Consider the following 25,986-nt stretch of genomic DNA (forward strand, 5'->3'; position numbering starts at 1 on the left):
TCCCTTAAATGGATGAAACTGCATTTAGCCTTTTTAATATTTCCATATAAGTATCTATTACCTCTTCCTTTTCATTAAATTCATTTCTAAATTTATCTTTATCAAGTTTTTTCATTGTTTTTTTATCCCAAAGACGACATGTATCAGGACTAATTTCATCAGAAAGTAAAATTTGATTTTTTTTATCTTTTCCAAATTCTATTTTAAAATCTACCAATATAATATTTTTATCTAAAAAATATTTTTTCAGAATATTGTTAATATTTGAGACAATTCGATTAACTTTATTTAATTCTTCATAAGAAATTATACCTAAGAATACGGCATGATGGTCGTTTATCCATGGATCTTTTAATACATCATTCTTGTAAAATATTTCAATAATGGGATTATCTATGGTAATCCCTTCTTTTATACCCAAACGTTTAGACATACTTCCAGCAACAACATTTCGAACTACAAATTCTAATGGAATAATATCCACTTTATAACATAATTGTTCTCTATTATTGATCTTACGAATAAAATGGGTTTTTACCCCATAATCTTTAAGAAATTTAAAGATTAATGTCGTTATTTCATTATTTAAAATTCCTTTATCCTGTAATAATTCCTTCTTTAATCCATCTAAAGCAGTTATACTATCTTTGTAATGAATAATAATCTCATCGGTATTATCTGTAGAATATATTTTTTTTGTTTTTCCTTCTAATAAATATTTTTTTTTAGTTATGTTGTTCATAATCATAAATATTTATCTATTTCAGTAACTAATTTTTCTTTTTTTTTCATTCTAAATTTTAATAATAATTTTTTTATTTCGTTATATTTCATAGCTAATATATGAACGGATAATAAAGCAGCGTTGTATGCATTATTGATCCCTACTGTAGCAACAGGAACATCTTTAGGCATTTGAACAATAGAAAGGAGAGCGTCAATTCCACCTAATAATCCATTATTAGCATAAATAGGAACTCCTATAACGGGTAAAATAGTCCTTGAAGCTATTATTCCAGGTAAATGAGCAGATAACCCAGCTCCTGCAATAATAAGTTCCATTCCTTCTAAAGATTCTATTTTTTTTATTGTTTTTGATAATAGATCTGGTAAACGGTGTGCAGATATAACATAAATTTTATTCTTTATATTAAATTTATTTAGTATATCTTCCGATATTTTCATCGTTGGTTTATCAGATAGACTTCCACAAAATATAGCTACTTTCATATTATTTTTTTATAAAAAATATTGCACAGCATTTCTAAAAATAGAATGCTCGTTAATATTAGGTATATTTTTTAATAATCCATTATTATAACGCTCCGGATGAGTCATCCTTCCATAAATTTTTCCATTTTCACTTAATAATCCTTCCACTGATCCAATAGATCCATTTGGATTATAAGGAAAATCCATAGTAGGATTTCCTTTTAAATCTACATATAGAGCTGCTATTTGATTTTTTCTTAATAAAAGATTAGTCATTTTTTCACTAGAATAAAACCTTCCTTCACTATGAGATACTGGAATAGTATATATTTTATTTTTCATTCCTTTTAACCATGGAGAGTTATCAGAAATCACTTTTATATGAACACATTGGGATATATGTTTCCCTATTTCATTATAGGTAAGAGTTGGAGATTTATGATTACGCAAATTTATTTTACCATAAGGTAATAAACTAGATTTTATTAGAGCCTGAAATCCATTACATATACCTAAAATTAATCCATCATGATCAAGAAAATATTCAATAGAATCTTTTATATAGGGATTATGTAACACAGAAGTTATAAATTTTGCAGAACCATCTGGTTCGTCTCCAGCACTAAATCCTCCACAAAGCATAAATATTTGTACAGATTTTATATATTTTTCCATTTGAAATATGGATTTAATAATATCTTTATCCCTTAAATTTCTAAATACAGAAGTTTTTACTATTGCTCCTTCTTTTTCAAAAGCATGAATTGATTCAAATTCACAATTTGTCCCAGGAAATATTGGAATAAATACACGTGGTACTACTTTTTTAATTGATTTCCATTTTAATGGAATATATTTATGGTCTTTTCTACTTTTTTGTAGTATATTTTTTTTAGTATATTTTAGATCTCTATTATTTATAGAAAATATAGGAGTTAAAGTTTTTATCCAATTTTTGATGGCTTCATCTATATCAATAGAAATTCCATTAAAATCTAAATTTTTAGAGGATACGACTTCTCCTATTAAGATGAACTCTTCTGAAAGTGAAGATGAGGATTCTATAATTAATGAACCTATATTTGTTTCGAGTAAATGATTATTAGAATGAATAACAACACCTAAACGATTTCCAAAAGACATTTTTGCAATAGCAATGGAAATTCCCCCATCTTTTATAGTTTTGACAGAAACTATTTTTCCGGAACAAATACCTTCATAAACTTTATCGTATGCCTTTTTCATAGAATCGAAATCTGGCATTTCATTTTTTAATGGTTTATGATTATATAAATATATTCTATTTCCTATTTTTTTAAACTCAGGTGATATAATGTTCAAAGATGAACCTATGCTTACTCCAAAGGCTATTAATGTTGGTGGTACGTGTATATTTTTATATGTTCCCGACATGCTATCTTTTCCTCCAATAGAAGCTAATTCAAAGGCCATTTGTGCATGATAAGCACCTAATAAAGAAGCAAATGGTTTTCCCCAATTTTTTGGATTGGTTCCTAATTTTTGATAATATTCTTGAAAACTAAAATAGATATTTTTATAAGGGCCTCCCATAGAAACAATTTTTGAAACACTCTCTACTATAGCATAAGCCCCTCCATGAAGAGGACTCCAAGTAGATATATTTGGATGGAACCCCCAAGATGCCAAACTAACTGTTGTTGTCTCTCCATGTGAAACAGGAATTTTTTGTACACTTCCTTCAGATGGAGTCATTTGATACTTTCCTCCAAAAGGCATCAATATGGTAGTCCCACCTATAGTACTATCAAACATTTCTACTAGACTTTTTTGAGAGGCAATATTTAATTTAGAAAGAGTTTTTAAAAAAGTTCTTTTACTGAAAGTAATATTTTTTGATTTTTTAAAAGGAGAAATGGAAGTTGGAGAATTGACCTGAACAACTTTTTTTTTATTAGATCCTCCTGTATTTAAAAAAGAACTTTTTAAGTTGAATATTTCTTTTTTTTGATGATAAAAAATTATACGTTCATTATCCGTAATCATGGCTATAGGAATGGATAGGATATTCTCTTCATGAGATAAGTTAATAAACTTTTTTACATCATAGGGATCTAAAACCACGGCCATACGTTCTTGAGATTCTGAAAGGGCTATTTCTATAGAATCTAAAGATGTATTTTTTATTGGGATTTTATCTAAATGAAGGATCAAACTATTACTCAATTCCCCTATAGCTACTGAAGCCCCTCCTGCACCAAAATCATTGCATTTTTTGATCAAAGATATGGCTTTTTTTTTTCGAAAAAATCTTTGAATTTGTCGTTCTATTATTGGATTTCCTTTTTGTACTTGAATATTGTAAGATATATTTTTTAAATTATATTCATATCTTTTAGAAGATTCCGTTGCTCCTCCTATTCCATCTCTTCCTGTTAATCCACCAATTAAAAGAATAATATCTCCTTTCCTTGGATTTCTTTGTTTTACGGAATCTACTGGAACGGCTCCAATTACCATTCCTACTTCCATCCTTTTAGCTTTATAACCTTTATGATAAATTTCATGTATATGAGTAGTAGCTACTCCCACTTGATTTCCATAAGAACTATAACCATGAGCTGCTTCACGGCATATTTTTCTTTGCGCTATTTTTCCATTCAATGTTTTTGTTTTAGTTGGATCAGAGGCTCCACTTAATCGAATAGATTGATAAACAAACGCTCTACCGGATAATGGATCACGAATGGCTCCACCTATACAAGTAGCAGCCCCACCAAAAGGATCAATTTCTGTAGGATGATTGTGGGTTTCGTTTTTAAATAAAAGATACCATTTCTCCTTTTTTTTTCCTATAATATCTACGTCTATTCTCATTATACAAGAATTCCGTTCATTAGAAAATACATAGTTTTTCAATTTTCCTTTTTTAGAAAGAATTTGAGAAGGGAGATTAGATAAATCCATCAAATTTATAGGATCTTTTGATCTTCCTATTGAATCACGATCTTTTAAATATTTGTTAAAAATACTCTGATATGTATCTTTAAATATTCCATCAAAATTTATATTCACCAATGTAGTCAAAAAAGTAGTATGACGACAATGATCAGACCAATAAGCATCTAAAATCCGTAATTCTTCTTCTTTAGGATCACGATTTTCTTCAGAAAAGTATTTTTGAATGAACAACAAATCATTTATTTCTATAGAAAAATTCCATTTTTTATGAATTTTTTTTATTTCTTCATAAGTAAAATGAATAAATCCTTCTATGATTTTAATATTCTTTTTCTCTACATATTTTCTATTGGAAAAACATGGGAAGAGCATTTCTTTAAGATTTTTTTCCTTACAAATATTTGGATTTATGCAATGTTTTTTGATTTTAATAATATCCTCCTCTGGATTATTCAATCCTATTAATTCAATTAATTGACCTGTTTTTATAAAAACTTTAGATATAGGATCTATAACTTTTATACATTGCATAGCCGCGTCAGCACGTTGATCATATTTTCCTGGTAAATATTCTATAGAAAAAGATGGATTTTTTAAATGTATTTTCTTACGATAAATATCTGTTACAGGATCTACAAAAATTTTGTATAAGCTATCTATAAAAACTTCTTTTTTTATTTGAAATATATCGTATATATGATAAATAATTACTTCAGATAAAGATATATCCATATCTTTCAATTCTTGATATAACTTTCTAGAATAAATGTCGAAAAAAATTTTTTTTTGTATATAAATTCTTAAATTCATTAGAATTGTTATGATATAAAATAAAAAATAGAATTTTTTTAAATTTTAAGATTTCTATTTGAGTCTATCATACGATGAAATCGATCCAAAATAGGATTTACTTTTTTATCAATAAATTCTAAAGCTTGATCTGAAGAAAAACCTATAAAATTTTTAGGATCAAGCATTTGATTGACTTCTTTTTCATTAATCGGTATTTTTTCATCGTTTAAAATACGTTTTATAAAATCATTTTCTTTACCTTCTAATTTCATTTTAGAATTAGTTTTCATAGAATGAATTCGTATTCTTTCATGAATTTCTTGTCTATCTGCTCCATTTTTTACACTTTTTACAATAATAGATTCAGTAATTAAAAATGGAAGTTCTTGATAGATATTTTTTTCTATCATTTTAGGATATACTACAATATTTTCTAACACATTATTCCAAATCATTAAAATAGCATCTGTAGCTAAGAAAGATTGTGCTATCACCAATCTTCTATTGGCTGAATCATCTAAAGTACGTTCCAACCATTGAGTGGCTGCGACTATAGCTGAACTATTTGATAGAGAAATTACATATTTTGCTAAAGAGGCCATACGTTCACTAAGTATTGGATTTCGTTTATAAGCCATAGCACTGGATCCAATTTGTTCTTTATCAAATGGTTCTTCCATTTCTTTCAAATTTTGTAGTAAACGCAAATCATTACTAAACTTATGAGAAGATTGAGAAATATTGGATAATAAATTTAATATTTGTGCATCTACTTTTCTATCATAAGTTTGACCTGTAACAGGAAAAATTTTTTGAAATCCAAATTTATTGGATAATTTTTTTTCCATATATTTTACTTTCTTTAAATTTCCATCAAATAATTCTTTGAAACTAGCGGCTGTTCCTACAGTCCCTTTTACTCCTCTGAAACAGATATTTTGAAATCTAAATTCCAATTCTTCTATGTCCATTAGGATACTTTGTATCCATAAAGAAGAACGTTTTCCAACAGTAGTTAACTGAGCTGGTTGATAATGAGTAAAGGCCAATGTAGGAGTATTATGATATTCTAAGGTAAAATTTCTAAGACGAAAAAGAACATTAATTAATTTATTAAGGATAATTTCTAATCCATCACGGAGGAGAATAAGATCTGTATTATCTCCTAAAAAAGCACTTGTAGCGCCTAAATGAATAATAGGTTTGGCTATAGTGGCTTTTTCTCCAAGTGCATATAAATGAGCTATGACATCATGATGGAATTTTTTTTCATAGAAAGAAACTCTATTCCAATCAATATCATCTAAATGTTTTTTTAAATCATTAATTTGTTCCTCCTTAATATTTAAACCTAATTTTTTCTGGCATTCTGCTAAAGCTAGCCAAAGTTTTCTCCAGGTAGTAAATTTTTTTTTGGGAGAAAAATTATATAACATTTCTTTACTACTGTATCGTTCTACTAAAGGATTTTTATATTCTTTCACAAAAGAATCATTTTTATAAATGGAAATATTTTTCTAAGAAAAAATTTTTAAAAAGGAAGATTTATTTTTGATAATATTTTGACTTCTTTCAGATCCTACAGAAATTAATACAATATCCAAATTTAAATAACTTTCTATAAAGTTAACATATTTCTTGCAATTTTTAGGTAAATCATCATATTCATGTATATGAGAGATATCTTTTTTCCAACCAGGAAAATCTATATAAATAGCTTCTACTTCTTTTTCTTCCAATTCTATATTGGCTGGAAAATATTGTATTTTTTTTCCATTACTTTGATATTCTATACATACTTTAATTAATTCTAATTCACTTAAAACATCCAATTTTGTAATGATTAAATAATTAATTCCATTAACCATACAGGAATATTTTAGAGATAAAAGGTCTAACCATCCACATCGTCTTGGACGTTTTGTAGTAGAACCATATTCATTCCCTTTTTTTCGTATTATATCACTCATTTTATTCCTAATTTCTGTAGGAAATGGGCCATATCCTACACGTGTACAGTAAGCTTTTGCTATTCCTATAAAATTTTTCAAAAAATGAGGTGGGATCCCCGTCCCTGTACATACACCTCCTGTAGAAGTTGAAGAGGGAGTGACATATGGATATGTTCCATAATTGATATCTAATAACATAGCTTGAGCTCCTTCAAATAAAATTTTCTTCTTTTTATGAAAAGCATAATGAATTTCATGTACAGAATCAATAATACGAGGAGAAAGAATCTTAGCATATTCTATATATTCTTCATATATAAATTTAAAATAAATAGGATCTCTTTTATATATTTTTGTAATAATCTTATTTTTATAATCTACGTTATCCTTTAATTTTTTATGAAATACTTTTAGATTTAAAAAATCTAATAAACGGATTCCTATACGGGCTATTTTATCTTCATAAGTAGGACCAATTCCACGATGTGTAGTCCCAATAGATCTAGAACCTAAAGATTCTTCTTTATATTCATCTAGTAAACGATGATAAGGCATAGTTATATGTGCACGTTTTGCCAAAAAAACTCTAGAGGTATTTATTCCTATAGATTCTATTTCTTTGATTTCTTGAATCAAGGATTTAGGGTCAATAACCATTCCAGGTCCTATAATACATTTAATGGAAGGATAAACTACTCCAGATGGAATTAAATGAAGAATAAAATAACGATTATTAATATGAATAGAATGACCAGAATTATTTCCTCCTTGATAACGAATTACATAATCTGAATTTTTAGAAAGTAAATCTGTGATTTTACCTTTTCCCTCGTCACCCCATTGGAGACCAACAATAACATTTGAAGGCATGATTTTTTTTAAATTTTATACTTTTTTTACAAAGTTAATTTTTTATAAATAGATAATAAAAAATTCTAAAATTTTTTATTATTGGAAATATCTCGTTTAAGATGTTGATAAGCTAACCTCGTTGCTTTTCTTCCTCTAGGTGTTCGTACTAAATATCCTTCTTGAATAAGAAAAGGTTCATATACTTCTTCTATTGTATCGGAATTTTCACTCACAGCTGTAGCTATAGTATTTATTCCAACAGGACCTCCTTTAAAGTGATCAATAATAGATGTAAGAATTCTATTATCCATTTCGTCTAATCCATGTTTATCTACATTAAGTGCTTGTAATCCCAAATCACATATTTTAATATCTATAATTCCATTCCCTTTTATTTGAGCAAAATCACGAACTCTACGAAGTAAAGAGTTAGCTATACGTGGAGTTCCACGACTTCTATTTGCTATTTCATAAGAGGATTCTTCGGTTATTGGAATGTTTAATATTTTTGCACTACGTTCTATAATTATTTTTAATAATTCTTTTTGATAATAAGTTAAACGGAAATTAATTCCAAATCTAGAACGCATAGGTGCTGTTAATAATCCAGATCTTGTTGTAGCTCCTATTAAAGTAAAAGGAGATAAATCAATTTGAACTGATCGTGCATTAGATCCAGAATCTATTATAATATCAATTTTATAATTTTCCATAGCAGAATACAAATATTCTTCAACTATAGGAGAAAGACGATGAATCTCATCTATAAATAGAACATCGTTTAAATTTAAATGAATGAGTAGACCCGCTAAATCTCCTGGTTTATCTAAAACTGATCCTGAAGTTACAGAGATATTAACGCCCAATTCATTAGCAACGATATGAGAAAGAGTGGTTTTTCCTAATCCTGGAGGACCATGAAATAGAATATGATCTAAGGATTCTTTTCTTTTTTTAGCGGCTTGAATAAAAATTTTTAAATTTTCTAAAATATCACGTTGTCCAACAAATTCTTGAATTTTTTTTGGATTTAAAGTTACTTCTAAAATAGTTGACACTATATATAAATTTTTTGTTCATAATATTGGATCCAAACAAATAAATAATAATATAAAATTCCAGGCTCTCAAAATATTTAAGATTGGATAATCTGTTAAATCAAATTTTATAGGAACGATAGAAACGTATCCATTTTTTAATGCCCATTCATCCGTATCTGATTTTTTATCAAAATTAATGAAATCTCCAATTAACCAATAATAAGTTCTTCCTTTTGGATTACAACGTTTATCAAAACTTTCTTTCCATTTCGCTTCTGCCTGCCTGCATATTTTAATTCCTTTTATTTTTTTTTTTGGAATATTTACATTAAGACTAATGCACCCTTTTGAGATAGGATTATAAAGAATTGTTTTTACAATTTTACATACATATTTTTTGGATGGTTCAAAATCTGCGTTCCAATCAAAATCCAAAAGAGAGAAACCAACAGATGGAATACCCTCTATTCCAGCTTCTATTACTGCAGAAATTGTTCCAGAATACATAATATTTATGGAAGAGTTCGATCCATGATTAATTCCAGAAACACAAATATCAGGTTTTCTTGGAAGTATGTTACTAATGGCTAATTTTACACAATCAACAGGCGTCCCTGAACATTCCCATTCTTTTTGACATCCATTATCTATTTGTACAGAATCACAATATAAAACTGTATCCATAGTTATGGCATGTCCTACTCCAGATTTAGGTTTATTTGGAGCAACAACATAGACTTCTCCTAAAGAATTCATAACCTGAACAAGAGCTCGAATACCTGGAGCGATAATTCCATCATCGTTTGTCACTAAAATAATTGGTTTTTTTTTCATTTTTTCATAAAGGATATAAATATTTGTAATTTTATTATTTATTAATCAGTATCAGTATGATTGTAGATTTTAAATTTAAAAATATAATAATTGGTTTTATTTCTACTTTTTTATTAAGTTTTTGTTCTCCCAAAGGAGAAGAAGAAAATAATAGTATTATACTAAAAAAAATATACAAAATACTTTATTTTTTACACCCTAGTCCTATTAAGATTAATAATGATTTTTCCAAAAAAGTATATCAAAAATATTTTGAAAATTTAGATTTTCAAAAACGTTTTTTTCTTAAGAAAGATCTAGAATATATCTCTTACTATAGAGAAAAAATAGATGATTATTGGATAAATGGAGACCCAATATTTTTTAATATTACGATAAATCGTTTTTATCAAAGAATAAAAGAAGTGGAAAATTTTTGTTTTGAAATTTTAAAAAAACCTTTTGATTTCAATAAAAAAGAAATGTTTGTCCCTGGAGAATATAAATATTTTTATCCTAAAAATAAAAAAGAATGGATAGAAGAATGGAGAAAATATTTAAAATATTTAACTCTTATGGAAATAGCCACTTCAATAAATACAAAGAAAAAGATTTTTCAAAATTCCAAAAAGAATATTTGGAAGAATCTTTTTCTTAATAAAGAAAAGAAATCAAGAAAAAAAGTGGAAGAGGATATCCGGGAATATTTCAGAAAATTAAAAATGAAAAAAAAAATAGACTGGTTTCCTATGTACGTAAATACTATTATATCCCAGTATGATCCTCATACTATTTATTTTTCTACTAAAGAAAAGGAAAATTTTGATCTGAATATATCTGGTAAAACAGAAGGAATTGGTGCTGAATTACAAGATTATAAAGGTTATGCCACTGTTGTAAAACTCATTGTTGGTGGACCTGCATGGAAAAGTAAAAGAATAGATATAGGAGATAAAATTATTCGAGTAGCAAAAAATCCAAATTCAGAATCTAAAAATATTATAGGAATGTTATTAGAAAATTCCGTTCGTCTTATAAGAGGAAAAAAAGGAAGTAAAGTAAAATTAACAATTCAAAAAAAAAATGGTTCTATAGAAGAAGTTATAATTATTAGGGATATTATTGAAAAAGAAGAAACTTTCGCAAAAAGTGTCATATTATTGGATAATAATAAAAATAAATATGGTTTAATTCATTTGCCAGAATTTTATTTTAATCCTGAAAATAAAAATGGAAGAAATGCAGCTAAAGATATGAAAAACATCATTCAAGAATTAAAAAAAGAAAAAATTAAAGGTCTTATTCTTGATATAAGAAACAATGGAGGAGGCTCTTTAGATACTGTTGTTAAAATTTCAGGTTTATTCTTAGGGAAAGTCCCTATAGTACAAGTAAGGCTATCTTATGGAAAGAAGAAGATCATCAAAAACAAAGAGGATCATGTCCTTTGGAAAGGACCACTCGTTATTCTTGTAAACAAATTATCTGCTTCTGCATCAGAGATACTCGCTGCTTCTATAGCAGATTATAAAAGAGGAATCATTGTTGGAAGCGATCAAACATATGGAAAAGGGACTGTTCAAACATTTTATCCATTAAACAGATTTTTATTTTCTAAGAAAGAATTGGGTTATTTAAAATTTACCATGAATAAATTTTATCGCGTAAATGGAAGTTCTACTCAATTAAAAGGCGTAAATTCAGATATAGTTATCCCAGATAATATTCCTTTTTCCATCATTTTTATGGAAAAAGATAAACCAAATTCCATGATATGGGATCGTATTGATTCTATTCCTTATCAACCTTGGAAAGGAAAAATAGATTTGGAAAAAATAAAGTTAAAAAGTCTAAATCGTTTGAAAAAACATCAGGAAATAAATACTATATATAAAACTATACAATTATTAGAAAAAAAATTTCTAAAGAAAAGAAACTTTCCTCTAAATTGGAAAGATTTCTATTATGATAATTTAAAAATAAAAAAAAGGAATGAAAACTTTCAAAAGTTAAAAAATTACTTAAATATATATGGATTGCGAGCTTATCCTCCATCTTATAAAATTATTTCAAAATATAAATTGGAAAAAAAAGAGTGGGAAAATAATTTATTGAAAGACTTTCATATAGCAGAATGTGTGAATATTTTACGGGATTTTAATGAATAAAAAAGTCATCTTAATTTTTTCTATTTTTTAAATTACCTGTTTTTTATAAATTTTTTCTACATCAGCAATTGCATCATTTTCTTTTATATTTACTAATCTTACCCCTTGTGTGGATCTACCCATAACTCGTATATCCGATACTGGAATACGGATGATTATTCCCGATTTTTTAATAATCATTAAATCATCTGGATCCTTTACATGTTTTATAGAAATTAAACTACCTGTTTTTTTAGTAATATTTATAGTTTTTATCCCTTTTCCTCCACGATTAGTAATTCGATAATCTTTTAGATTTGATCTTTTTCCATACCCTTTATCCGAAACAACCAAAACATTTCCTTTTTCCTCTTCTTTTACGCATATCATTCCAATTACAATATCATCTATTTTTAGATTAATCCCTATTACTCCAGAAGAAGTTCTTCCAGTTGTACGAACATTATTCTCTGAAAAACGAATGATCCTTCCACTTTTTACAGCAATAAAAACATGACTTTTCCCCTTAGTTAAAATTGCTTCTAATAAGGAATCTCCTTCTCGAATTATAATAGCCTTTATTCCATCTTTTCTAGGACGTGAATAGTTTTCTAAAGATGTTTTTTTAATAATTCCTTTTTGAGTAACCATAATAACAGAATGATTCTGAACATATTTTTTATCTGTAAGATTTCCAGTTAATATGTATGCATTTACTTTATCATCTTTTTGTATATGAATCATATTTTGTATAGCTCTTCCTTTAGAAATTTTAGATCCTTCTGGTATTTCATAGACTCTTAACCAAAAACATTTCCCTTTTTCTGTAAAAAAAAGTAGATATTGATGATTAGTAGCTATGAGAAGATGATTTAAAAAATCCGATTCTCTAGCAGTAGCTCCTCTATTTCCTACGCCTCCTCTTCCTTGACATTTGTATTCCGATAAAGAAGTCCTTTTTATATATCCAGCATGAGAAATAGTAAGGACGACCTGTTCGTCATCAATAAGATCTTCTATGTGGACTTCATTTCCTAAGTAATCTATTTTTGTACGACGCCCATCTTGATATTTTTCTTTGATATCTAAAAGTTCTTTTTTAATAATTTGCATTCTTATAGAATGTTTTAATAAAACATTTTCCAAAAATTCTATATTTTGGACTAATTCTTCATATTCTTTTTTAATTTTATTAATTTCTAAAGAAGTAAGACTTTGTAAGCGAAGATCTAAAATAGATTTAGATTGATTTTTAGATAATTTAAATTTTTGAATAAGTCTATCACAAGCTTCATTATGATCTTTAGATTCTTTAATTAATTCAATCATTTTATCTAAATGATCTAATATTTTTAAAAAACCTATCAAAGTGTGAACTCTATCTTTATATTTTTTCAATTCGTATTGAGTACGACGAATAATAACATCATGACGATGAGCGACAAAATGTTGTATGAGATCTTTAATATTTAGTTGAACGGGCTTCCCATTAACTAATGCAATATTATTAACATTAAAGTAAGTTTGTAAAGAAGTATATTTGAATAAATTATTCAATAATACATTAGAATTTGTATTTTGTTTAAGCATATATACTATTCGTAATCCATTTCTATCAGATTCATCACGAATTTGATAGATTCCATCCATTTTTCCCTCTTTCATTAACTCTACAGTTCTATTAATCATTTCTGATTTATTGACTTGATAAGGAATTTCATCTACAATGATGCATTGTCTACCCTGAATTTCTTCAAAATGAACTTTTGCGCGTAATACAATACGACCTTTTCCAGTATGAAAGGCTTTTTTTACTCCATCATATCCATAAATAATTCCTCCTGTAGGAAAATCTGGAGCTTTAATATATTCCATTATTTGTTCTATAGATATATGATTGTTATCAATATATGCGCAAATTGCTTTAATAGTTTCTTTTAAATTATGAGGTGGAATATTGGTAGCCATTCCTACGGCTATTCCCGAAGAACCATTAATTAAAAGATTTGGAATACGTGTAGGTAATACCGTAGGTTCTTCTAAAGAATCATCAAAATTAAGTTTCATATCCACCGTATCTTTTTTTATATCCGATAACATTTCTTCAGATATTTTTTTCATTCTAACTTCCGTATAACGCATTGCTGCAGGTGGATCCGCATCTAATGAACCAAAATTTCCTTGTCCATCTATTAATGGATAACGAAGAATCCATTTTTGCGCCATACGAACCATAGTATCATAAACAGAAATATCTCCATGTGGATGGTATTTCCCTAGTACTTCTCCAACAATACGAGCCGATTTTTTATAAGAATTTTTAGAAAAAATTCCTAATTGGAACATTCCATATAGAACTCTCCTGTGTACAGGTTTTAATCCATCTCTTGCATCAGGAAGAGCTCTGGATACAATCACTGACATAGAATAGTCTATGTAAGAGGATTTCATTTCTTCTTCAATATTAATAGGAATTAATTTTTCTCCCATTTTATATAGTTGTATTATTTAGCATAAGTATAAGTAAAGTAAAGAAAAATAGATCATTAATATAAAAAATATTAATCAATTAAGAAAAAAAAATAAATCTTTATTTTTTTTGGAAAAAACTTTCCTTGATTAAGGAATAAGGGACTTGACAGTTGTAAGAGCAAATTCCTATTTTTTTTAATAAAGAAAATTGAATTTTATTTTTCTCATTTTTTTTATCATGTTCCATGATAAAAAAAAGTTTATCAATTTCTAAATTATATATTTTTTCAATTGGATAAAATCTAGAAAGAATCGATTTTATTTCTTGATAATCATTTATAGACAATCCATTGATTTTGTAAGATAGCCAAGATTCATATATCATTCCCATAGCGATTGCGATACCATGTAAAAGTTTTTCTTTTTTAGAATCTAGAAAATAACTTTCTAAAGCATGACCTATAGTATGCCCAAAATTAAGAATTTTCCTTAATCCTTTTTCTTTAGGATCTTTTTCTACAATTTTATTTTTTATCAATATAGATTGATAGATTAAATCTTTCCATTTATTTTGATCCTTATTCATTTGATATTTTTTCATATCAATCCAAAAATTTTCATCTGCTATTAATCCATGTTTAAACATCTCTGCCATTCCTGAAATAAATTCTTTTTCAGGAAGAGTTTTTAAAAAAAAAGGATCAATCATTAAAAATTCTGGACAATAGAAAGTCCCTATTTCATTTTTAATAGATTCTAAATTAATTCCAGTTTTAGATCCTATAGAGGCATCTACCATCCCTAATAACGTTGTAGGAATATTAATAAAACGAACTCCTCTTTTAAACACAGAAGCCACAAATCCACCAATATCTGTAATCACCCCACCTCCTAAATTAATAATTAAACTACTTCTATTTGCCTTAAAATTTTCCATATATTTCCATATTCGAATACATGTATAAATGTTTTTTTCTTTTTCTCCTGGTTTAATTTGAATAATGTTAGATTTTTCTAAAAAATTTATATGATGGAAAAGAATTGGAAGACAATGAATATAGGTACAATGATCTACTAGAATAAATGTATTTTTTATGGAATCTATATGATTAAGTAGATAATTTTCCAATTTTTGATAAGCTTTTTCATTAAAGAATAGAATTTTTGTATTATCACAAAACATAAAAATAAAGTCGTTTTTTTATACTTAATACCAACAAAATTAACCAATTTATTATAATAGATAATAGAAATAAAGATGATTATAATCAAGATTAATCAATAAAGTGAAATATTTGGTATAACCAAAAAATCATAAAGATAAAAAAAACGATTATAAAAAATATATTTGGACCCCATCCTAAAATATTAATAAATTTGAATAAAAATTCCATAAAAAAAATATAATGTTTTTAATTAAAAATAAATATTTTTTAACTTCTATTGAAAGAAATGAAAATATTTAATTTTTCTTTTAAGTTTATAAGAATATCATATTCAACATAATAAAATGTCAGATATTTGGGATTTCTTTCAGCACTTATTCAATCCTAGATGGATTTTTTTATATTTTGGAAATACAGCTTTATTTATTCTTTTAGCCATTGTTTTTGCAGAAACAGGATTTTTTATTGGGTTTTTCTTACCAGGTGATTCCTTGTTATTCACTGCTGGAATTTTCGGAGAAGATTTATGCAAAAATTTTTATAATGTTCCATTTTTTGTAATTATTTTAATTGTTGCAGGAGTAGCTGTTCTTGGAAATATGCAAGGATACTGGCTTGGATATAAATCTGGAAATTTATTGTATAAAAAGAAAGATACCTTTCTTTTTAAGAAAAAACATCTTATCATAGCAAAATTATTTTATAATAAATATAAAACAACAGCGCTGATCATGAGTCGTTTTCTTCCAATTCTTCGTACTTTTGCTCCCATTGTAGCAGGTGCAATACGTATTGACTTTAAAAAATTTATGATCTATAATATTATTGGAGCTCTTTCTTGGACTTTTTCGATTATGTTAGCTGGACATTACCTAGACAAAAATTTTCCAGAATTAAAAAATCATCTAGAATGGATTATTTTGTTGATTGTTCTGATGACTACATTACCAATATTACTTAAATTAAAAATAAACAAAAAGAAAAAAATCCTTATCTAATATTTATGAATATTTATGAATTCTTTTAAAGAAAAAAAATTTTTTTAGAAGACTACTACATTGATTTTTCATAATTCCAGATAAAAATTTCGTTCTTGGATGCAATTTTATACCTGTATATAAAAATCCCATTTTAGAATTTTTTGCTCCACATACAACTCTCCCAATTTGAGATAAAAATAAGGCACCTGCACACATAATACAGGGTTCGATAGTTACATATAATGTGCATTCTCGTATATATTTTTTTCCTAAAAAATTAGAAGCTAAGTGAATTCCTAACATTTCTGCATGTGCGGTTATATCACCTAAAGTTTCGGTTAAATTATGAGCTCTAGCTATGACCACATTTTCATATGTAATTGCAGCTCCTATAGGAACTTCATTTTCATGAAAAGCGATCAAAGCCTCTTCAAGAGCAATTTTCATAAAATAAAGATCCTTTATTATCATTAGAATCAAAACTTTATTTTTTTATCTTCTTTTTTTTGTTGTCTTTTTGAGATTCTTGAGATTCTTGAGATTCTTGAGATTCTTGAGATTCTTTACTGCTAGGATCCGTTGTTTTTTCTTCAGTTTCAGTAGTTATACGAGAGTGTTTAACTCTCGCTATAAGAGTATTTATAGGATGTAAAATAGTATATCCTTTTGGATATATATCTTTCACTGTAATTTTTCCTCCTATATCTAAATTACTAATATCCAATTTTATATATTCTGGAAAAAAAGAAGGAATAGCTTTTACTTTTAATTTTCTAATCGGAGAATAATATTCTCCTCCTTTAGAAACACCAATAGGTCTTCCAAAGGTTTTTACAGGAATTTCTAATATAATAGATTTTTTTTCCTCAATTTTACAAAAATCAGCATGCAATATTTTTTCACTAATAGGATCGAATTGAATTTCTTTTTGAACGGCCTTTATATTTTCTCCTTCTATTTGAATGTTAACCCAATGTATTTTTGATGTATATACTAAATTTTTGAAACTTTCTAATGAAGTAGAAAATGGAATGTTGATATTTTTTCCATATAAAATACAAGGAACTTCTCCGGAAGATCGAATTGATTCAATCGATTTTTTTCCTATATTTCTTTTTTTTCCGTATATATTTATATATTGCATATCAAATTAAATTTAAATTATAAATTTTTTACTTATAGATTCGTCATTATGTACAGATTTCATTACTTCTGCAAAAAGTGGAGCACAGGATAATATCTTTATTTTAGATACTTTATTTATTTTTAAAGGAATAGAATCTGTTATTACCAATTCTTCAAGATATGATTTCCTTATTTTTTCATATGAATATCCTGATAAAACTGGATGAGTAGCTATAGCACGTACACTTTTAGCTCCTTTTTTTTTGATTAGATTAGCGGCTTCTGTTAAAGTTCCAGCTGTATCCACCATATCATCTATGAGTATGATATTTTTTTCTTTCACATTTCCAATAAGATTCATAAATTCTATTTCATTTGCTTTTTTTCTTTCTTTATAACATATAACTACATCTGTTCCTAAATAACCAGCATAACTCCTAGCTCTTTTTGCTCCTCCCATATCTGGAGAAGCAATGGTTAGTTGGTCCATATTTAATTTTTTAATATAATCAATAAATATTCTAGATGCATACAAATGATCTACAGGAATATCAAAAAATCCCTGAATTTGATCTGCATGAAGATCCATCGTCATGACCCTAGTAGCTCCTGAGGCCACCATTAAATTAGCTACAAGCTTGGCGGCAATAGGAGTTCTTGGTTGATCTTTATGATCTTGTCTTGCCCATCCAAAATAGGGAATAACAAGTGTTATATTATGAGCAGAGGCCCTACGTGCTGCATCACACATTAAAAGTAATTCCATTAAATTATCTACTGGAGGAAAAGTAGATCCAATCAAAAAAACTCGTGATCCACGAACAGATTGTTCAAAACATGGTGTATATTCTCTATCACTAAATTCTAAAAAACGAATTTTTCCAAGAAAATTACCATAATAATAGGCTATCTTCTCTGATAGTTTTAATCCACTTCTTGTAGAAAAGAAGAGTACCTTTTGATTCATAATTATATTTTTTTATGCAAAAATACTTTTTAAAGATGAAACAATATTTAAATCTATTAAGAAACGTATTAAAAAATGGGATAAATAAAATGGATCGTACTGGTATAGGGACGAAAAGTATATTTGGATATCAAATGAAATTTGATTTGAAAAAAGGATTTCCTCTTTTAACTACCAAAAAATTAAATATACGTTCTATTATCTATGAGTTATTATGGTTTTTGAAAGGAGATACGAATATAAAGTATTTAAAAAAAAATAAAGTATCTATTTGGGATGAATGGGCCGATAAAAATGGAGATCTAGGTCCAATATATGGATTACAATGGCGTAAATGGCCTACTTATGATGGTCGTTATATTGATCAGATAGTTAATCTTATAGAAGAAATAAAATTAAATCCTAATTCAAGACGTTTAATAGTTTCTTCTTGGAATGTAGGTATGATTCAAAATATGGCATTACCTCCCTGTCATTTACTTTTTCAATTTTATGTTTATGAAAAAAAATTATCGTTGCAATTATATCAAAGAAGTGCAGATATTTTTCTTGGATTACCTTTTAATATAGCTTCTTATGCTTTATTGCTTACTATGATAGCTAGAACGCTAAATTTTAGAGAAAAAGAATTAATTCATACTATAGGAGATGCCCATGTATATAATAATCACATAGAACAAATTAAAATTCAAATACTTCGTATCCCAAAACCATTGCCAAAAATTATTTTAAATTCTTCTGTGAAGAACATTTTTAAATTTAATTTCGACGACTTTGAATTACAAAATTATAATCCTTATCCTCATATAAAAGGGGACGTAGCTATTTGATCAATTTTATAAAAACTAGAAAATTATTTTTCTAGTAACCAATTTTTAAAATTATCGTAATTATGGGACATAGATATGGTTTTTCTTTTTTCTTAATTTAAAAGAACTTCTAATTTTTTAGGGATAGAAATTTTTTCTCGTAAAGAATATGGCATATGATCTAAAAATTTAATAGGATGAGCGGTTTCTAAAAAAAACAGCTGTTTTTGATGAAGGATCTTTAACTTTTTGTAAATATTTTATAAGTCCTAAATAACCAATAGATCCATGTGGATCTAGTATATATTTATGTTTTTTCCATACCATTTCTATAATGGATAAGGTTTCTTTATCTGTAAATTGATAAGAAGATAATTTTTTTTTATTTTCTAAACTATAATAGAACATAATAAAAATTTTATTCTGTTTATAAAATAATTTCAGACCATTTTATTCCTTTTTGATTAATAGAAGAAGTATAAGTTTTATAATCTACTTTTAATGAAGAATAAACGATATTCATCACCTCATTAACTCTTTTTGAAATATGATTTCCTTTGCTAAACATAAATACTGAAGGACCGGATCCAGATATTCCTCCACCTAAAGCTCCTATTTCTTTACATCTTATTTTTAATTCTTGAAATCCTGGAATTAGAATAGAACGTATAGGTTCAACAATGAAATCTTCTAGAGACCTACTAATTAATTCATAATCTTCTTTATATAGTCCAGCAACTAATGCTCCTCTATATTTCCCCACTGTCGTATGGCATCCGTCATTAATATATTTTTTTTTAGGATTTCTCTTGCATCCAAAGTTTTTATTTCAATTTTTGGATGTATAATACTTACCCATAATTGGTTTTGGATAATGTAATTTGGTAATATCTAAAGGATTATAACTTCTAATCAAGCTTATACCTCCCATAATAGCAGGAGCAACATTATCAGCATGATCCGGATCCACTTGCTAGACGTTCTCCTTCCATCGCAAAACGAATAAGTTGCATATAGGATAAATGGGTTACCTAGTAGAAGATTAGAACCAAAAACTACTTCAGAAGCACTATCGGAACTAGATCCTATCCCACCTATCCCACTTACTGGATGTATATTTTTAATTAATTCTATTTCAAATCCTATTTTTTTCTTTTTCAAATTTCTGCTTATATTTTTTTAATAAAGCTTGTATAGCTACAAAAGCTACATTTTTTTAGGATCATAAGGAATAGGACTTCCATGATGAATTTGATTGATAATACGTATTCCTGAACAATTTTATTTGTATAAAAAAATTTCATCTACTGGAATATTTAAAGCTAAACCAATAACATCAAAACCACAAGATAAATTAGCCACAGTAGCTGGTGAAAATATTTTAATACCCTTATTTAGTAACTTTAATAATATCCGAGAATACTCCAGAAGCAGTAACTTCTGCTCCAGCTCCTGCTCCCTTTATCATCAGAGGTTGTTCATCATAACGATAAGTATTATATAAAACCATATTATCTTTTCCTTCTAGTTGATAAAAAGGATGACTTTTTTTAATGGATTCTAACCCTATCGAAGCGATTCCCTTTTCATAACGAGCAATAAAACGTAAGCGTCTTTTTTTTTTTTCTGATTTTTTTCTACTTTCAGAAAAGTAGTCTCTATATTTATGCAATTCTTGATAAAAATTTTCAATTGAAATAACAGTTGAACAACTTTTAGGTAAAAAAGAGTTATTTAGAATATCATTTAGTTCCAATGGAGATCCACATTCTCTTGCTAAAATGAGTATTTTTCTCATTACATCTAATCCACTAAGATCAATACGAGGATCTGGTTCCGTGTATCCTTTTGATTGGGCTTCTTTCACTACTTCTAAAAAAGATTTTTCTCCTATAAAATGATTAAAAATAAAGTTTAAACTTCCAGATAATACAGCTTCTATTTTTTTTATTTTATCTCCACTGTTTATAAGATCGTTAAGAGTACTAATAACTGGTAGACTAGCTCCTACATTAGTTTCGAATAAAAATGGAGCTTTAAAATGTCTAGAAATAGTTTTTAATCTTTTATAATGATCATAATCAGAAGAACAAGCTATTTTATTACAAGGAATAACTCCAATTCCATTTTGTAAAAATTTTTCGTAAGTCATAGCCATTTCTTCACTAGCTGTATTATCTACAAATAAACTATTTCTTAAATTAAATTTCCATACTTTTTCCATAAATGAATAGATATTCATTTTAAGACCCTTTTTATTAAGATTGGATTTCCATTGAGATAAATTTATTCCATTATTATTATCGAAATACATTTTTTTGCTATTCGATAATCCAATTATTCTCATTTGAAGTTTTAATTCTTCAAGCAAATAATTTTTCTGTTGATCAATTTGTTCAAGTAATTTACTTCCTACTTTTCCAACTCCACAAATAAAAAAATTAATTTGTTTTGGAGGCCTTTCAAAAAAGGCTTCATGCAAAGTATTCAAAGCTTTTTTAAAATCTTTCTTTTGAATAACGGCTGATATATTTTTTTCCGTAGAACCTTGTGCAATAGCTCTTACATTAATGCTATTTCTTCCTAAAGAAGAAAACATTTTTCCACTTGTTCCATGAAGATTTTTCATATTGTCTCCTACTACAGCAATGATACAAAGATCTTTTTCTATTTTTAATGGATTGATATATTTTTGATATATTTCTTGAGAAAACTCACTATCTATTACCGTTTTTGCTTTAATGACATCCATTTCATGAATTCCTGTAGTAATGGAATGTTCTGAAGAACTTTGGGTAATGAAAATTACATTTATTTTTTCACGTGATAAAGCTTCAAATAAACGTTTGGAATAACCTGGTATACCTATCATTCCACTTCCTTCAAGAGTTAACAAAGCTAAATTTTGAATTCCAGAAATACCAGTAACTGGTTGACTTATATTTGTTCTTTTATTACTAATATAAATTAAAGTTCCTGGATCTTTGGGATAAAAGGTGTTTTTAATTTGTATAGGAATATTTTTTTTCATAGCTGATTGTATCGTTGGAGGATAAATTACTTTTGCTCCAAAATGCGATAATTCCATTGCCTCTTCATAAGAAATTTCTTTTATAGGAAAAGCTTGATTAACCATTTTTGGATTTGCTGTCATCATTCCACTTACATCAGTCCATATTTCAAGTAAACTAGCAGATATAGCAGAAGCTAAAATAGCTGCAGTATAATCAGATCCTCCTCTTCCAAGAGTAGTTGTTTCGTTTTTTAAATTAGATCCTATGAAACCAGGTAAAACAACATATTCTGATTTTTTTTCACTAAAAAATTGAATAATATGGTTATTACTTGTAATAAAATCTACTTTTGCACATCCAAACTTGGAGTCTGTCATAATTAATTCCCTGCTATCTTTGCAAATAGTATCTAATCCAGATTGTTTTAATTTTTCTGCAATAAGAAAGGAAGAAAAAAGTTCACCAAAACTCATAATTTTATCTAAAGAACGTTTTGAAAGTTCTTCTACTTGAAAAATACCGTCACATAAACTTTCTAAATCATTGATATTTTTTTTTATCCAACTAATTAAATTACTTTGATAGGAGATAGGGAATAACTCTCTGATAATATTAAAATGACGAATTTCTATTTTTTCTATAATATCTTTATAAACATTATTTCTTTCAGAAGCTAATTTACCACATTGGATTAATTGATCGGTTATATTTCCTAATGCAGATACCACGATAGCATATCTTCCTTTTGGTTTTTTTTCTAATAAAGAACAAATACGTTTTATGGAATCAGAATGAGCGACGGAACTTCCACCAAATTTTAAAACTTGCATTTCTTAATGAATTATTTAATAATTTTCACCTGTTAAAGGTGATAATAAAAATAATGATAAATAGGAGTATTTTTTTGTAGTAAGAATAAATTCCTATTTTTCAACTTTTTTTTCCATAAGAAATTCCATAAGATTAGGAAATATAAAATTCTTAAAATATCTAAAAATATATAATAAACATTTTTTGGAATAAGGCTTTTTATACTGTTAATATTATAAAAAAAATCGTTTAATTTTTATATTACTCTATTCTTTTTTTCAAAATGAAAAATAAATATATTTCATAACTTTAAATTTGTAGAATGTTCGTTTTTTATGAATATGAATAAAAATATAAAGAAAGTATGCACTTAAATTCTTATGAAAAGGAAAAAATTCTTCTACACATGGCTGGAGAATTAGCAAAAAAACGTTTGAAAAGAGGATTAAAATTGAATTATCCTGAATCTGTAGCTTTAATCACTCATTATGTTATGGAAGGCGCACGTGATGGAAAAACCGTTAAAAAACTTATGTATGAAGCAGGAAATATTCTTCACGATGGTCAAGTTATGGATGGAGTATATGAATTGATTAATAATGTTCAAATAGAAGCCACTTTTCCTGATGGAACAAAATTAGTAACTATACACAATCCTATTAAAAAAAGACTTAAAAAAAAATCGAATTTCATTCCAGGACAATATGAACTTCTTCAAGAGGATATTGTTTTATTCCCTGGTAGATCTCGTATAAAAAGAATAGTTGCTAATACGGGGGATCGTCCTATACAAGTAGGATCTCATTTTCATTTTTATGAAACCAATCTTTCTCTTCATTTTGATAGAAATGGAACTAAAGGATATAGACTTGATATTCCTTCTGGAAGGTCTATACGTTTTGAACCAGGAGAAAAAAAAGAAATTTCTTTGGTAGAAATAGGAGGAAGTAAAAAAATTTATGGTTTTTCTGGAAAAGAAAATACAAAAATATGAAAAAAATAGATAGAGAATCTTATGCAAGTATGTATGGACCTACAAAAGGAGATAAAATTCGTTTAGGAGATACATCTTTATGGATTGAAATTGAAAAAGATTATACCATTTATGGAGACGAATGTATTTTTGGAGGAGGAAAAGTAATCCGAGATGGAATGGGACAACATCCATTGGCAACGAAAAATGAAGGAGTTTTAGATTTAGTATTAACTAATGCCGTTATTATTGATCATTGGGGGATCGTAAAAGCAGATATTGGAATAAAAAATGGATCTATTGTTGGTATTGGAAAAGCTGGAAATCCATATTTTATGGATGGTGTAAATCCCAATATGCATATTGGAGTAGGGACTGAAGTGATCTCTTCAGAGAAGATGATTGTTACAGCGGGGAGTGTCGATAGTCATGTTCATTTTATATGTCCTCAATTATTTGAAGTAGCATTAGAAAATGGGACCACAACTATTGTTGGTGGAGGATCAGGACCTACTACAGGTACTATAGCAACTAATTGTACTTCTGGAGTATGGAATATTCAACAAATGTTAAAAAGTACAGATCACATTCCTATAAACTTTGTTTTTCTTGCGAGTGGTAGTAGTTCTCATCCTGAAGCATTAATTGAACAAATAAAGGCCGGTGCAGGTGGATTAAAAATTCATGAAGATTGGGGTAGTACTCCATATGTTATAGATAAGTGTTTAGAAGTATCGGAAAAATTAGATGTACAAGTAAATATTCATACAGATTCCTTAAACGAATCAGGTTATGTGGAGGATACCTTAAAAATATTTAAAAATAGAACAATTCATACTTATCATACGGAAGGAGCCGGAGGGGGGCATGCTCCTGATTTATTGAAGGTCATATCTTATTCTAATGTTTTACCATCATCAACAAGTCCAACTATGCCTTATACTTGTAACACTGTCGATGAACATTTAGATATGTTAATGATATGTCATCATTTAGATTCTAATATTCCAGAAGACATTGCTTTTGCAAAATCACGTATTAGATCTGAAACGATTAGTGCAGAGGGCGTGTTACATGACATAGGAGCTATTAGTATGACCAATTCCGATTCTCAAGCTATGGGAAGAATTGGAGAGATAATAAAACGTACTTGGCAGACTGCTGATAAAATGAAAAAACAGAGAGGATCTCTAAATAATGATTCTCATAAGAATGATAATTTTAGAGTAAAAAGATATATCTCCAAGTATACTATAAATCCTTCTATTACTCATGGAATTTCAGAGTATGTTGGTTCAATTCATCTTGGTAAAATGGCAGATTTGGTTTTATGGAAACCATCTTTTTTTGGAGTAAAACCGGAATTGGTAATAAAAAGTGGAATGATCGTATACGCAAGTATGGGTGATCCTAATGCGACGATACCTACACCACAACCATTTATGTATCGTAAAATGTTTGGTTTTTTTGAACCAAAATTGAGTAGTCTTTTTATTTCTATACATGCGATCAACGATGGGTTCATCGAAAAAAATGAAATAAAAAAGCGACTTAAGATAGTAAAAGGATGTAGGGGTTTATCTAAAAAAGATATGATATTAAATGGAGAGATTCCAGATATAAAGATAGATCCAAAAACCTATAGCGTTTATATAGATGGAGAAAAAATAAGATCCAATCCATCGGATACTTTACCTCTTTCTCAAAGATATTTTTTATTCTAATAATATAATATAAAAAAAAATACCCAGAGCGGGATTCGAACCCGCATGATTTAAAATCACTGGATTTTGAGTCTAGCGCGTCTACCTATTCCGCCATCTGGATTCTTTTATCTTTTAGAGTATATATATTTTTTTTTGATCTTTTTATAATAAATTATAAAGTAGGATAAAAATGATTAATCATATGAAATAAGATTT

At 27.5% G+C, this 25,986-nt stretch carries 19 protein-coding genes, 1 tRNA gene and 1 pseudogene; 5 read left to right on the top strand and 16 right to left on the bottom strand.

The annotated features are described in order from the left end of the window. Positions 1-4: 4 nt before the first annotated feature. The 7 genes from purC to surE all read right to left on the bottom strand — a co-directional run bounded on the left by purC (position 5) and on the right by surE (position 9,622). Positions 5-742 (bottom strand): phosphoribosylaminoimidazolesuccinocarboxamide synthase, encoded by a 738-nt coding sequence (purC, locus tag DM815_RS02405; protein WP_110509439.1) that lies wholly within the window; start codon positions 740-742, stop codon positions 5-7. A gap of 2 nt (positions 743-744) precedes the next feature. Then, positions 745-1,230 carry a 5-(carboxyamino)imidazole ribonucleotide mutase gene (purE, locus tag DM815_RS02410; protein ID WP_110509106.1) on the bottom strand — a complete coding sequence of 162 codons (486 nt, stop codon included), beginning with the start codon at positions 1,228-1,230 and terminating at the stop codon, positions 745-747. Between the two features lie 9 nt (positions 1,231-1,239). Further along, positions 1,240-4,962 (bottom strand): phosphoribosylformylglycinamidine synthase, encoded by a 3,723-nt coding sequence (locus DM815_RS02415; RefSeq protein ID WP_110509108.1) that lies wholly within the window; start codon positions 4,960-4,962, stop codon positions 1,240-1,242. 38 nt (positions 4,963-5,000) lie between these two features. Then, a complete protein-coding gene (gene purB / locus DM815_RS02420) occupies positions 5,001-6,428 on the bottom strand; it encodes an adenylosuccinate lyase (RefSeq protein ID WP_110509110.1) in 1,428 nt (475 codons plus the stop codon). Between the two features lie 33 nt (positions 6,429-6,461). Then, entirely contained in the window at positions 6,462-7,766 is a 1,305-nt protein-coding gene (locus DM815_RS02425; protein ID WP_110509112.1) for an adenylosuccinate synthase, read from the bottom strand. Between the two features lie 65 nt (positions 7,767-7,831). Continuing rightward, positions 7,832-8,806, bottom strand: coding sequence for a Holliday junction branch migration DNA helicase RuvB (gene ruvB, locus DM815_RS02430; protein WP_110509114.1), 975 nt, complete (start codon positions 8,804-8,806; stop codon positions 7,832-7,834). An 18-nt stretch (positions 8,807-8,824) separates the two neighbouring features. Continuing rightward, positions 8,825-9,622 carry a 5'/3'-nucleotidase SurE gene (surE, locus tag DM815_RS02435; RefSeq protein WP_110509116.1) on the bottom strand — a complete coding sequence of 266 codons (798 nt, stop codon included), beginning with the start codon at positions 9,620-9,622 and terminating at the stop codon, positions 8,825-8,827. 56 nt (positions 9,623-9,678) lie between these two features. On the opposite strand from surE, the gene DM815_RS02440 reads away from it, so the two are divergent. After that, the gene (locus tag DM815_RS02440; RefSeq protein ID WP_110509118.1) at positions 9,679-11,769 is read left to right on the top strand and encodes a carboxy terminal-processing peptidase; all 2,091 of its coding nucleotides are present in this window, start codon (positions 9,679-9,681) and stop codon (positions 11,767-11,769) included. A gap of 27 nt (positions 11,770-11,796) precedes the next feature. Here DM815_RS02440 and gyrA read toward each other — a convergent pair whose 3' ends face one another. Then, positions 11,797-14,238: a DNA gyrase subunit A gene (gyrA, locus tag DM815_RS02445; RefSeq protein WP_110509120.1), complete on the bottom strand. Its 2,442-nt coding sequence runs from the start codon at positions 14,236-14,238 to the stop codon at positions 11,797-11,799. A gap of 100 nt (positions 14,239-14,338) precedes the next feature. After that, positions 14,339-15,403, bottom strand: a complete 1,065-nt coding sequence (gene aroB, locus DM815_RS02450; RefSeq protein WP_110509122.1) for a 3-dehydroquinate synthase — start codon at positions 15,401-15,403, stop codon at positions 14,339-14,341. A gap of 327 nt (positions 15,404-15,730) precedes the next feature. On the opposite strand from aroB, the gene DM815_RS02455 reads away from it, so the two are divergent. Then, complete coding sequence (locus DM815_RS02455; RefSeq protein WP_110509124.1) at positions 15,731-16,384, top strand: DedA family protein; 654 nt, start codon at positions 15,731-15,733, stop codon at positions 16,382-16,384. Positions 16,385-16,387: 3 nt separating this feature from the next. On the opposite strand, the gene DM815_RS02460 is transcribed toward DM815_RS02455, so the two are convergent. From DM815_RS02460 to DM815_RS02470, 3 genes are read right to left on the bottom strand one after another with little or no spacing between them, the layout of a single operon-like run. Next, the gene (locus tag DM815_RS02460) at positions 16,388-16,837 is read right to left on the bottom strand and encodes a nucleoside deaminase (RefSeq protein ID WP_410491979.1); all 450 of its coding nucleotides are present in this window, start codon (positions 16,835-16,837) and stop codon (positions 16,388-16,390) included. A 13-nt stretch (positions 16,838-16,850) separates the two neighbouring features. Beyond that, positions 16,851-17,510: a 50S ribosomal protein L25 gene (locus tag DM815_RS02465; protein ID WP_110509126.1), complete on the bottom strand. Its 660-nt coding sequence runs from the start codon at positions 17,508-17,510 to the stop codon at positions 16,851-16,853. 12 nt (positions 17,511-17,522) lie between these two features. Then, positions 17,523-18,458, bottom strand: coding sequence for a ribose-phosphate pyrophosphokinase (locus tag DM815_RS02470; RefSeq protein ID WP_110509128.1), 936 nt, complete (start codon positions 18,456-18,458; stop codon positions 17,523-17,525). Between the two features lie 35 nt (positions 18,459-18,493). On the opposite strand from DM815_RS02470, the gene DM815_RS02475 reads away from it, so the two are divergent. Next, positions 18,494-19,288 carry a thymidylate synthase gene (locus DM815_RS02475; protein WP_110509130.1) on the top strand — a complete coding sequence of 265 codons (795 nt, stop codon included), beginning with the start codon at positions 18,494-18,496 and terminating at the stop codon, positions 19,286-19,288. A gap of 168 nt (positions 19,289-19,456) precedes the next feature. On the opposite strand, the gene DM815_RS03210 is transcribed toward DM815_RS02475, so the two are convergent. The 3 genes and pseudogenes from DM815_RS03210 to thrA all read right to left on the bottom strand — a co-directional run bounded on the left by DM815_RS03210 (position 19,457) and on the right by thrA (position 23,111). Further along, positions 19,457-19,675, bottom strand: coding sequence for a hypothetical protein (locus DM815_RS03210; RefSeq protein ID WP_235609999.1), 219 nt, complete (start codon positions 19,673-19,675; stop codon positions 19,457-19,459). Positions 19,676-19,694: 19 nt separating this feature from the next. Then, positions 19,695-20,680 (bottom strand): annotated as a pseudogene (locus DM815_RS03265) (homoserine kinase). Then, a complete protein-coding gene (gene thrA / locus DM815_RS02490; RefSeq protein ID WP_110509132.1) occupies positions 20,658-23,111 on the bottom strand; it encodes a bifunctional aspartate kinase/homoserine dehydrogenase I in 2,454 nt (817 codons plus the stop codon). The pseudogene DM815_RS03265 and the gene thrA overlap by 23 nt, the downstream one beginning before the upstream one ends. 344 nt (positions 23,112-23,455) lie before the next feature. On the opposite strand from thrA, the gene DM815_RS02495 reads away from it, so the two are divergent. After that, the gene (locus tag DM815_RS02495; RefSeq protein WP_110509134.1) at positions 23,456-24,085 is read left to right on the top strand and encodes an urease subunit gamma; all 630 of its coding nucleotides are present in this window, start codon (positions 23,456-23,458) and stop codon (positions 24,083-24,085) included. Next, entirely contained in the window at positions 24,082-25,788 is a 1,707-nt protein-coding gene (gene ureC / locus DM815_RS02500) for an urease subunit alpha (protein ID WP_110509136.1), read from the top strand. The genes DM815_RS02495 and ureC overlap by 4 nt, the downstream gene beginning before the upstream one ends. Before the next feature lie 20 nt (positions 25,789-25,808). On the opposite strand, the gene DM815_RS02505 is transcribed toward ureC, so the two are convergent. Further along, positions 25,809-25,891: transfer RNA gene (locus DM815_RS02505), tRNA-Leu, on the bottom strand. Between the last annotated feature and the right edge of the window lie 95 nt (positions 25,892-25,986).

The organism is Blattabacterium sp. (Cryptocercus kyebangensis), from assembly GCF_003226855.1.
In the GTDB taxonomy this organism is placed as follows: Bacteria; Bacteroidota; Bacteroidia; order Flavobacteriales; family Blattabacteriaceae; genus Blattabacterium.

What these genes read in the sequence shown, in the direction of transcription:
- purC (WP_110509439.1), bottom strand. Translation starts at nt 742, where the DNA reads ATGAACAACATAACTAAAAAAAAATATTTATTAGAAGGAAAAACAAAA.
- purE (WP_110509106.1), bottom strand. Translation starts at nt 1,230, where the DNA reads ATGAAAGTAGCTATATTTTGTGGAAGTCTATCTGATAAACCAACGATG.
- DM815_RS02415 (WP_110509108.1), bottom strand. Translation starts at nt 4,962, where the DNA reads ATGAATTTAAGAATTTATATACAAAAAAAAATTTTTTTCGACATTTAT.
- DM815_RS02425 (WP_110509112.1), bottom strand. Translation starts at nt 7,766, where the DNA reads ATGCCTTCAAATGTTATTGTTGGTCTCCAATGGGGTGACGAGGGAAAA.
- surE (WP_110509116.1), bottom strand. Translation starts at nt 9,622, where the DNA reads ATGAAAAAAAAACCAATTATTTTAGTGACAAACGATGATGGAATTATC.
- DM815_RS02440 (WP_110509118.1), top strand. Translation starts at nt 9,679, where the DNA reads ATGATTGTAGATTTTAAATTTAAAAATATAATAATTGGTTTTATTTCT.
- gyrA (WP_110509120.1), bottom strand. Translation starts at nt 14,238, where the DNA reads ATGGGAGAAAAATTAATTCCTATTAATATTGAAGAAGAAATGAAATCC.
- aroB (WP_110509122.1), bottom strand. Translation starts at nt 15,403, where the DNA reads ATGTTTTGTGATAATACAAAAATTCTATTCTTTAATGAAAAAGCTTAT.
- DM815_RS02455 (WP_110509124.1), top strand. Translation starts at nt 15,731, where the DNA reads ATGTCAGATATTTGGGATTTCTTTCAGCACTTATTCAATCCTAGATGG.
- DM815_RS02460 (WP_410491979.1), bottom strand. Translation starts at nt 16,837, where the DNA reads ATGATAATAAAGGATCTTTATTTTATGAAAATTGCTCTTGAAGAGGCT.
- DM815_RS02465 (WP_110509126.1), bottom strand. Translation starts at nt 17,510, where the DNA reads ATGCAATATATAAATATATACGGAAAAAAAAGAAATATAGGAAAAAAA.
- DM815_RS02470 (WP_110509128.1), bottom strand. Translation starts at nt 18,458, where the DNA reads ATGAATCAAAAGGTACTCTTCTTTTCTACAAGAAGTGGATTAAAACTA.
- DM815_RS02475 (WP_110509130.1), top strand. Translation starts at nt 18,494, where the DNA reads ATGAAACAATATTTAAATCTATTAAGAAACGTATTAAAAAATGGGATA.
- DM815_RS03210 (WP_235609999.1), bottom strand. Translation starts at nt 19,675, where the DNA reads ATGTTCTATTATAGTTTAGAAAATAAAAAAAAATTATCTTCTTATCAA.
- thrA (WP_110509132.1), bottom strand. Translation starts at nt 23,111, where the DNA reads ATGCAAGTTTTAAAATTTGGTGGAAGTTCCGTCGCTCATTCTGATTCC.
- DM815_RS02495 (WP_110509134.1), top strand. Translation starts at nt 23,456, where the DNA reads ATGCACTTAAATTCTTATGAAAAGGAAAAAATTCTTCTACACATGGCT.
- ureC (WP_110509136.1), top strand. Translation starts at nt 24,082, where the DNA reads ATGAAAAAAATAGATAGAGAATCTTATGCAAGTATGTATGGACCTACA.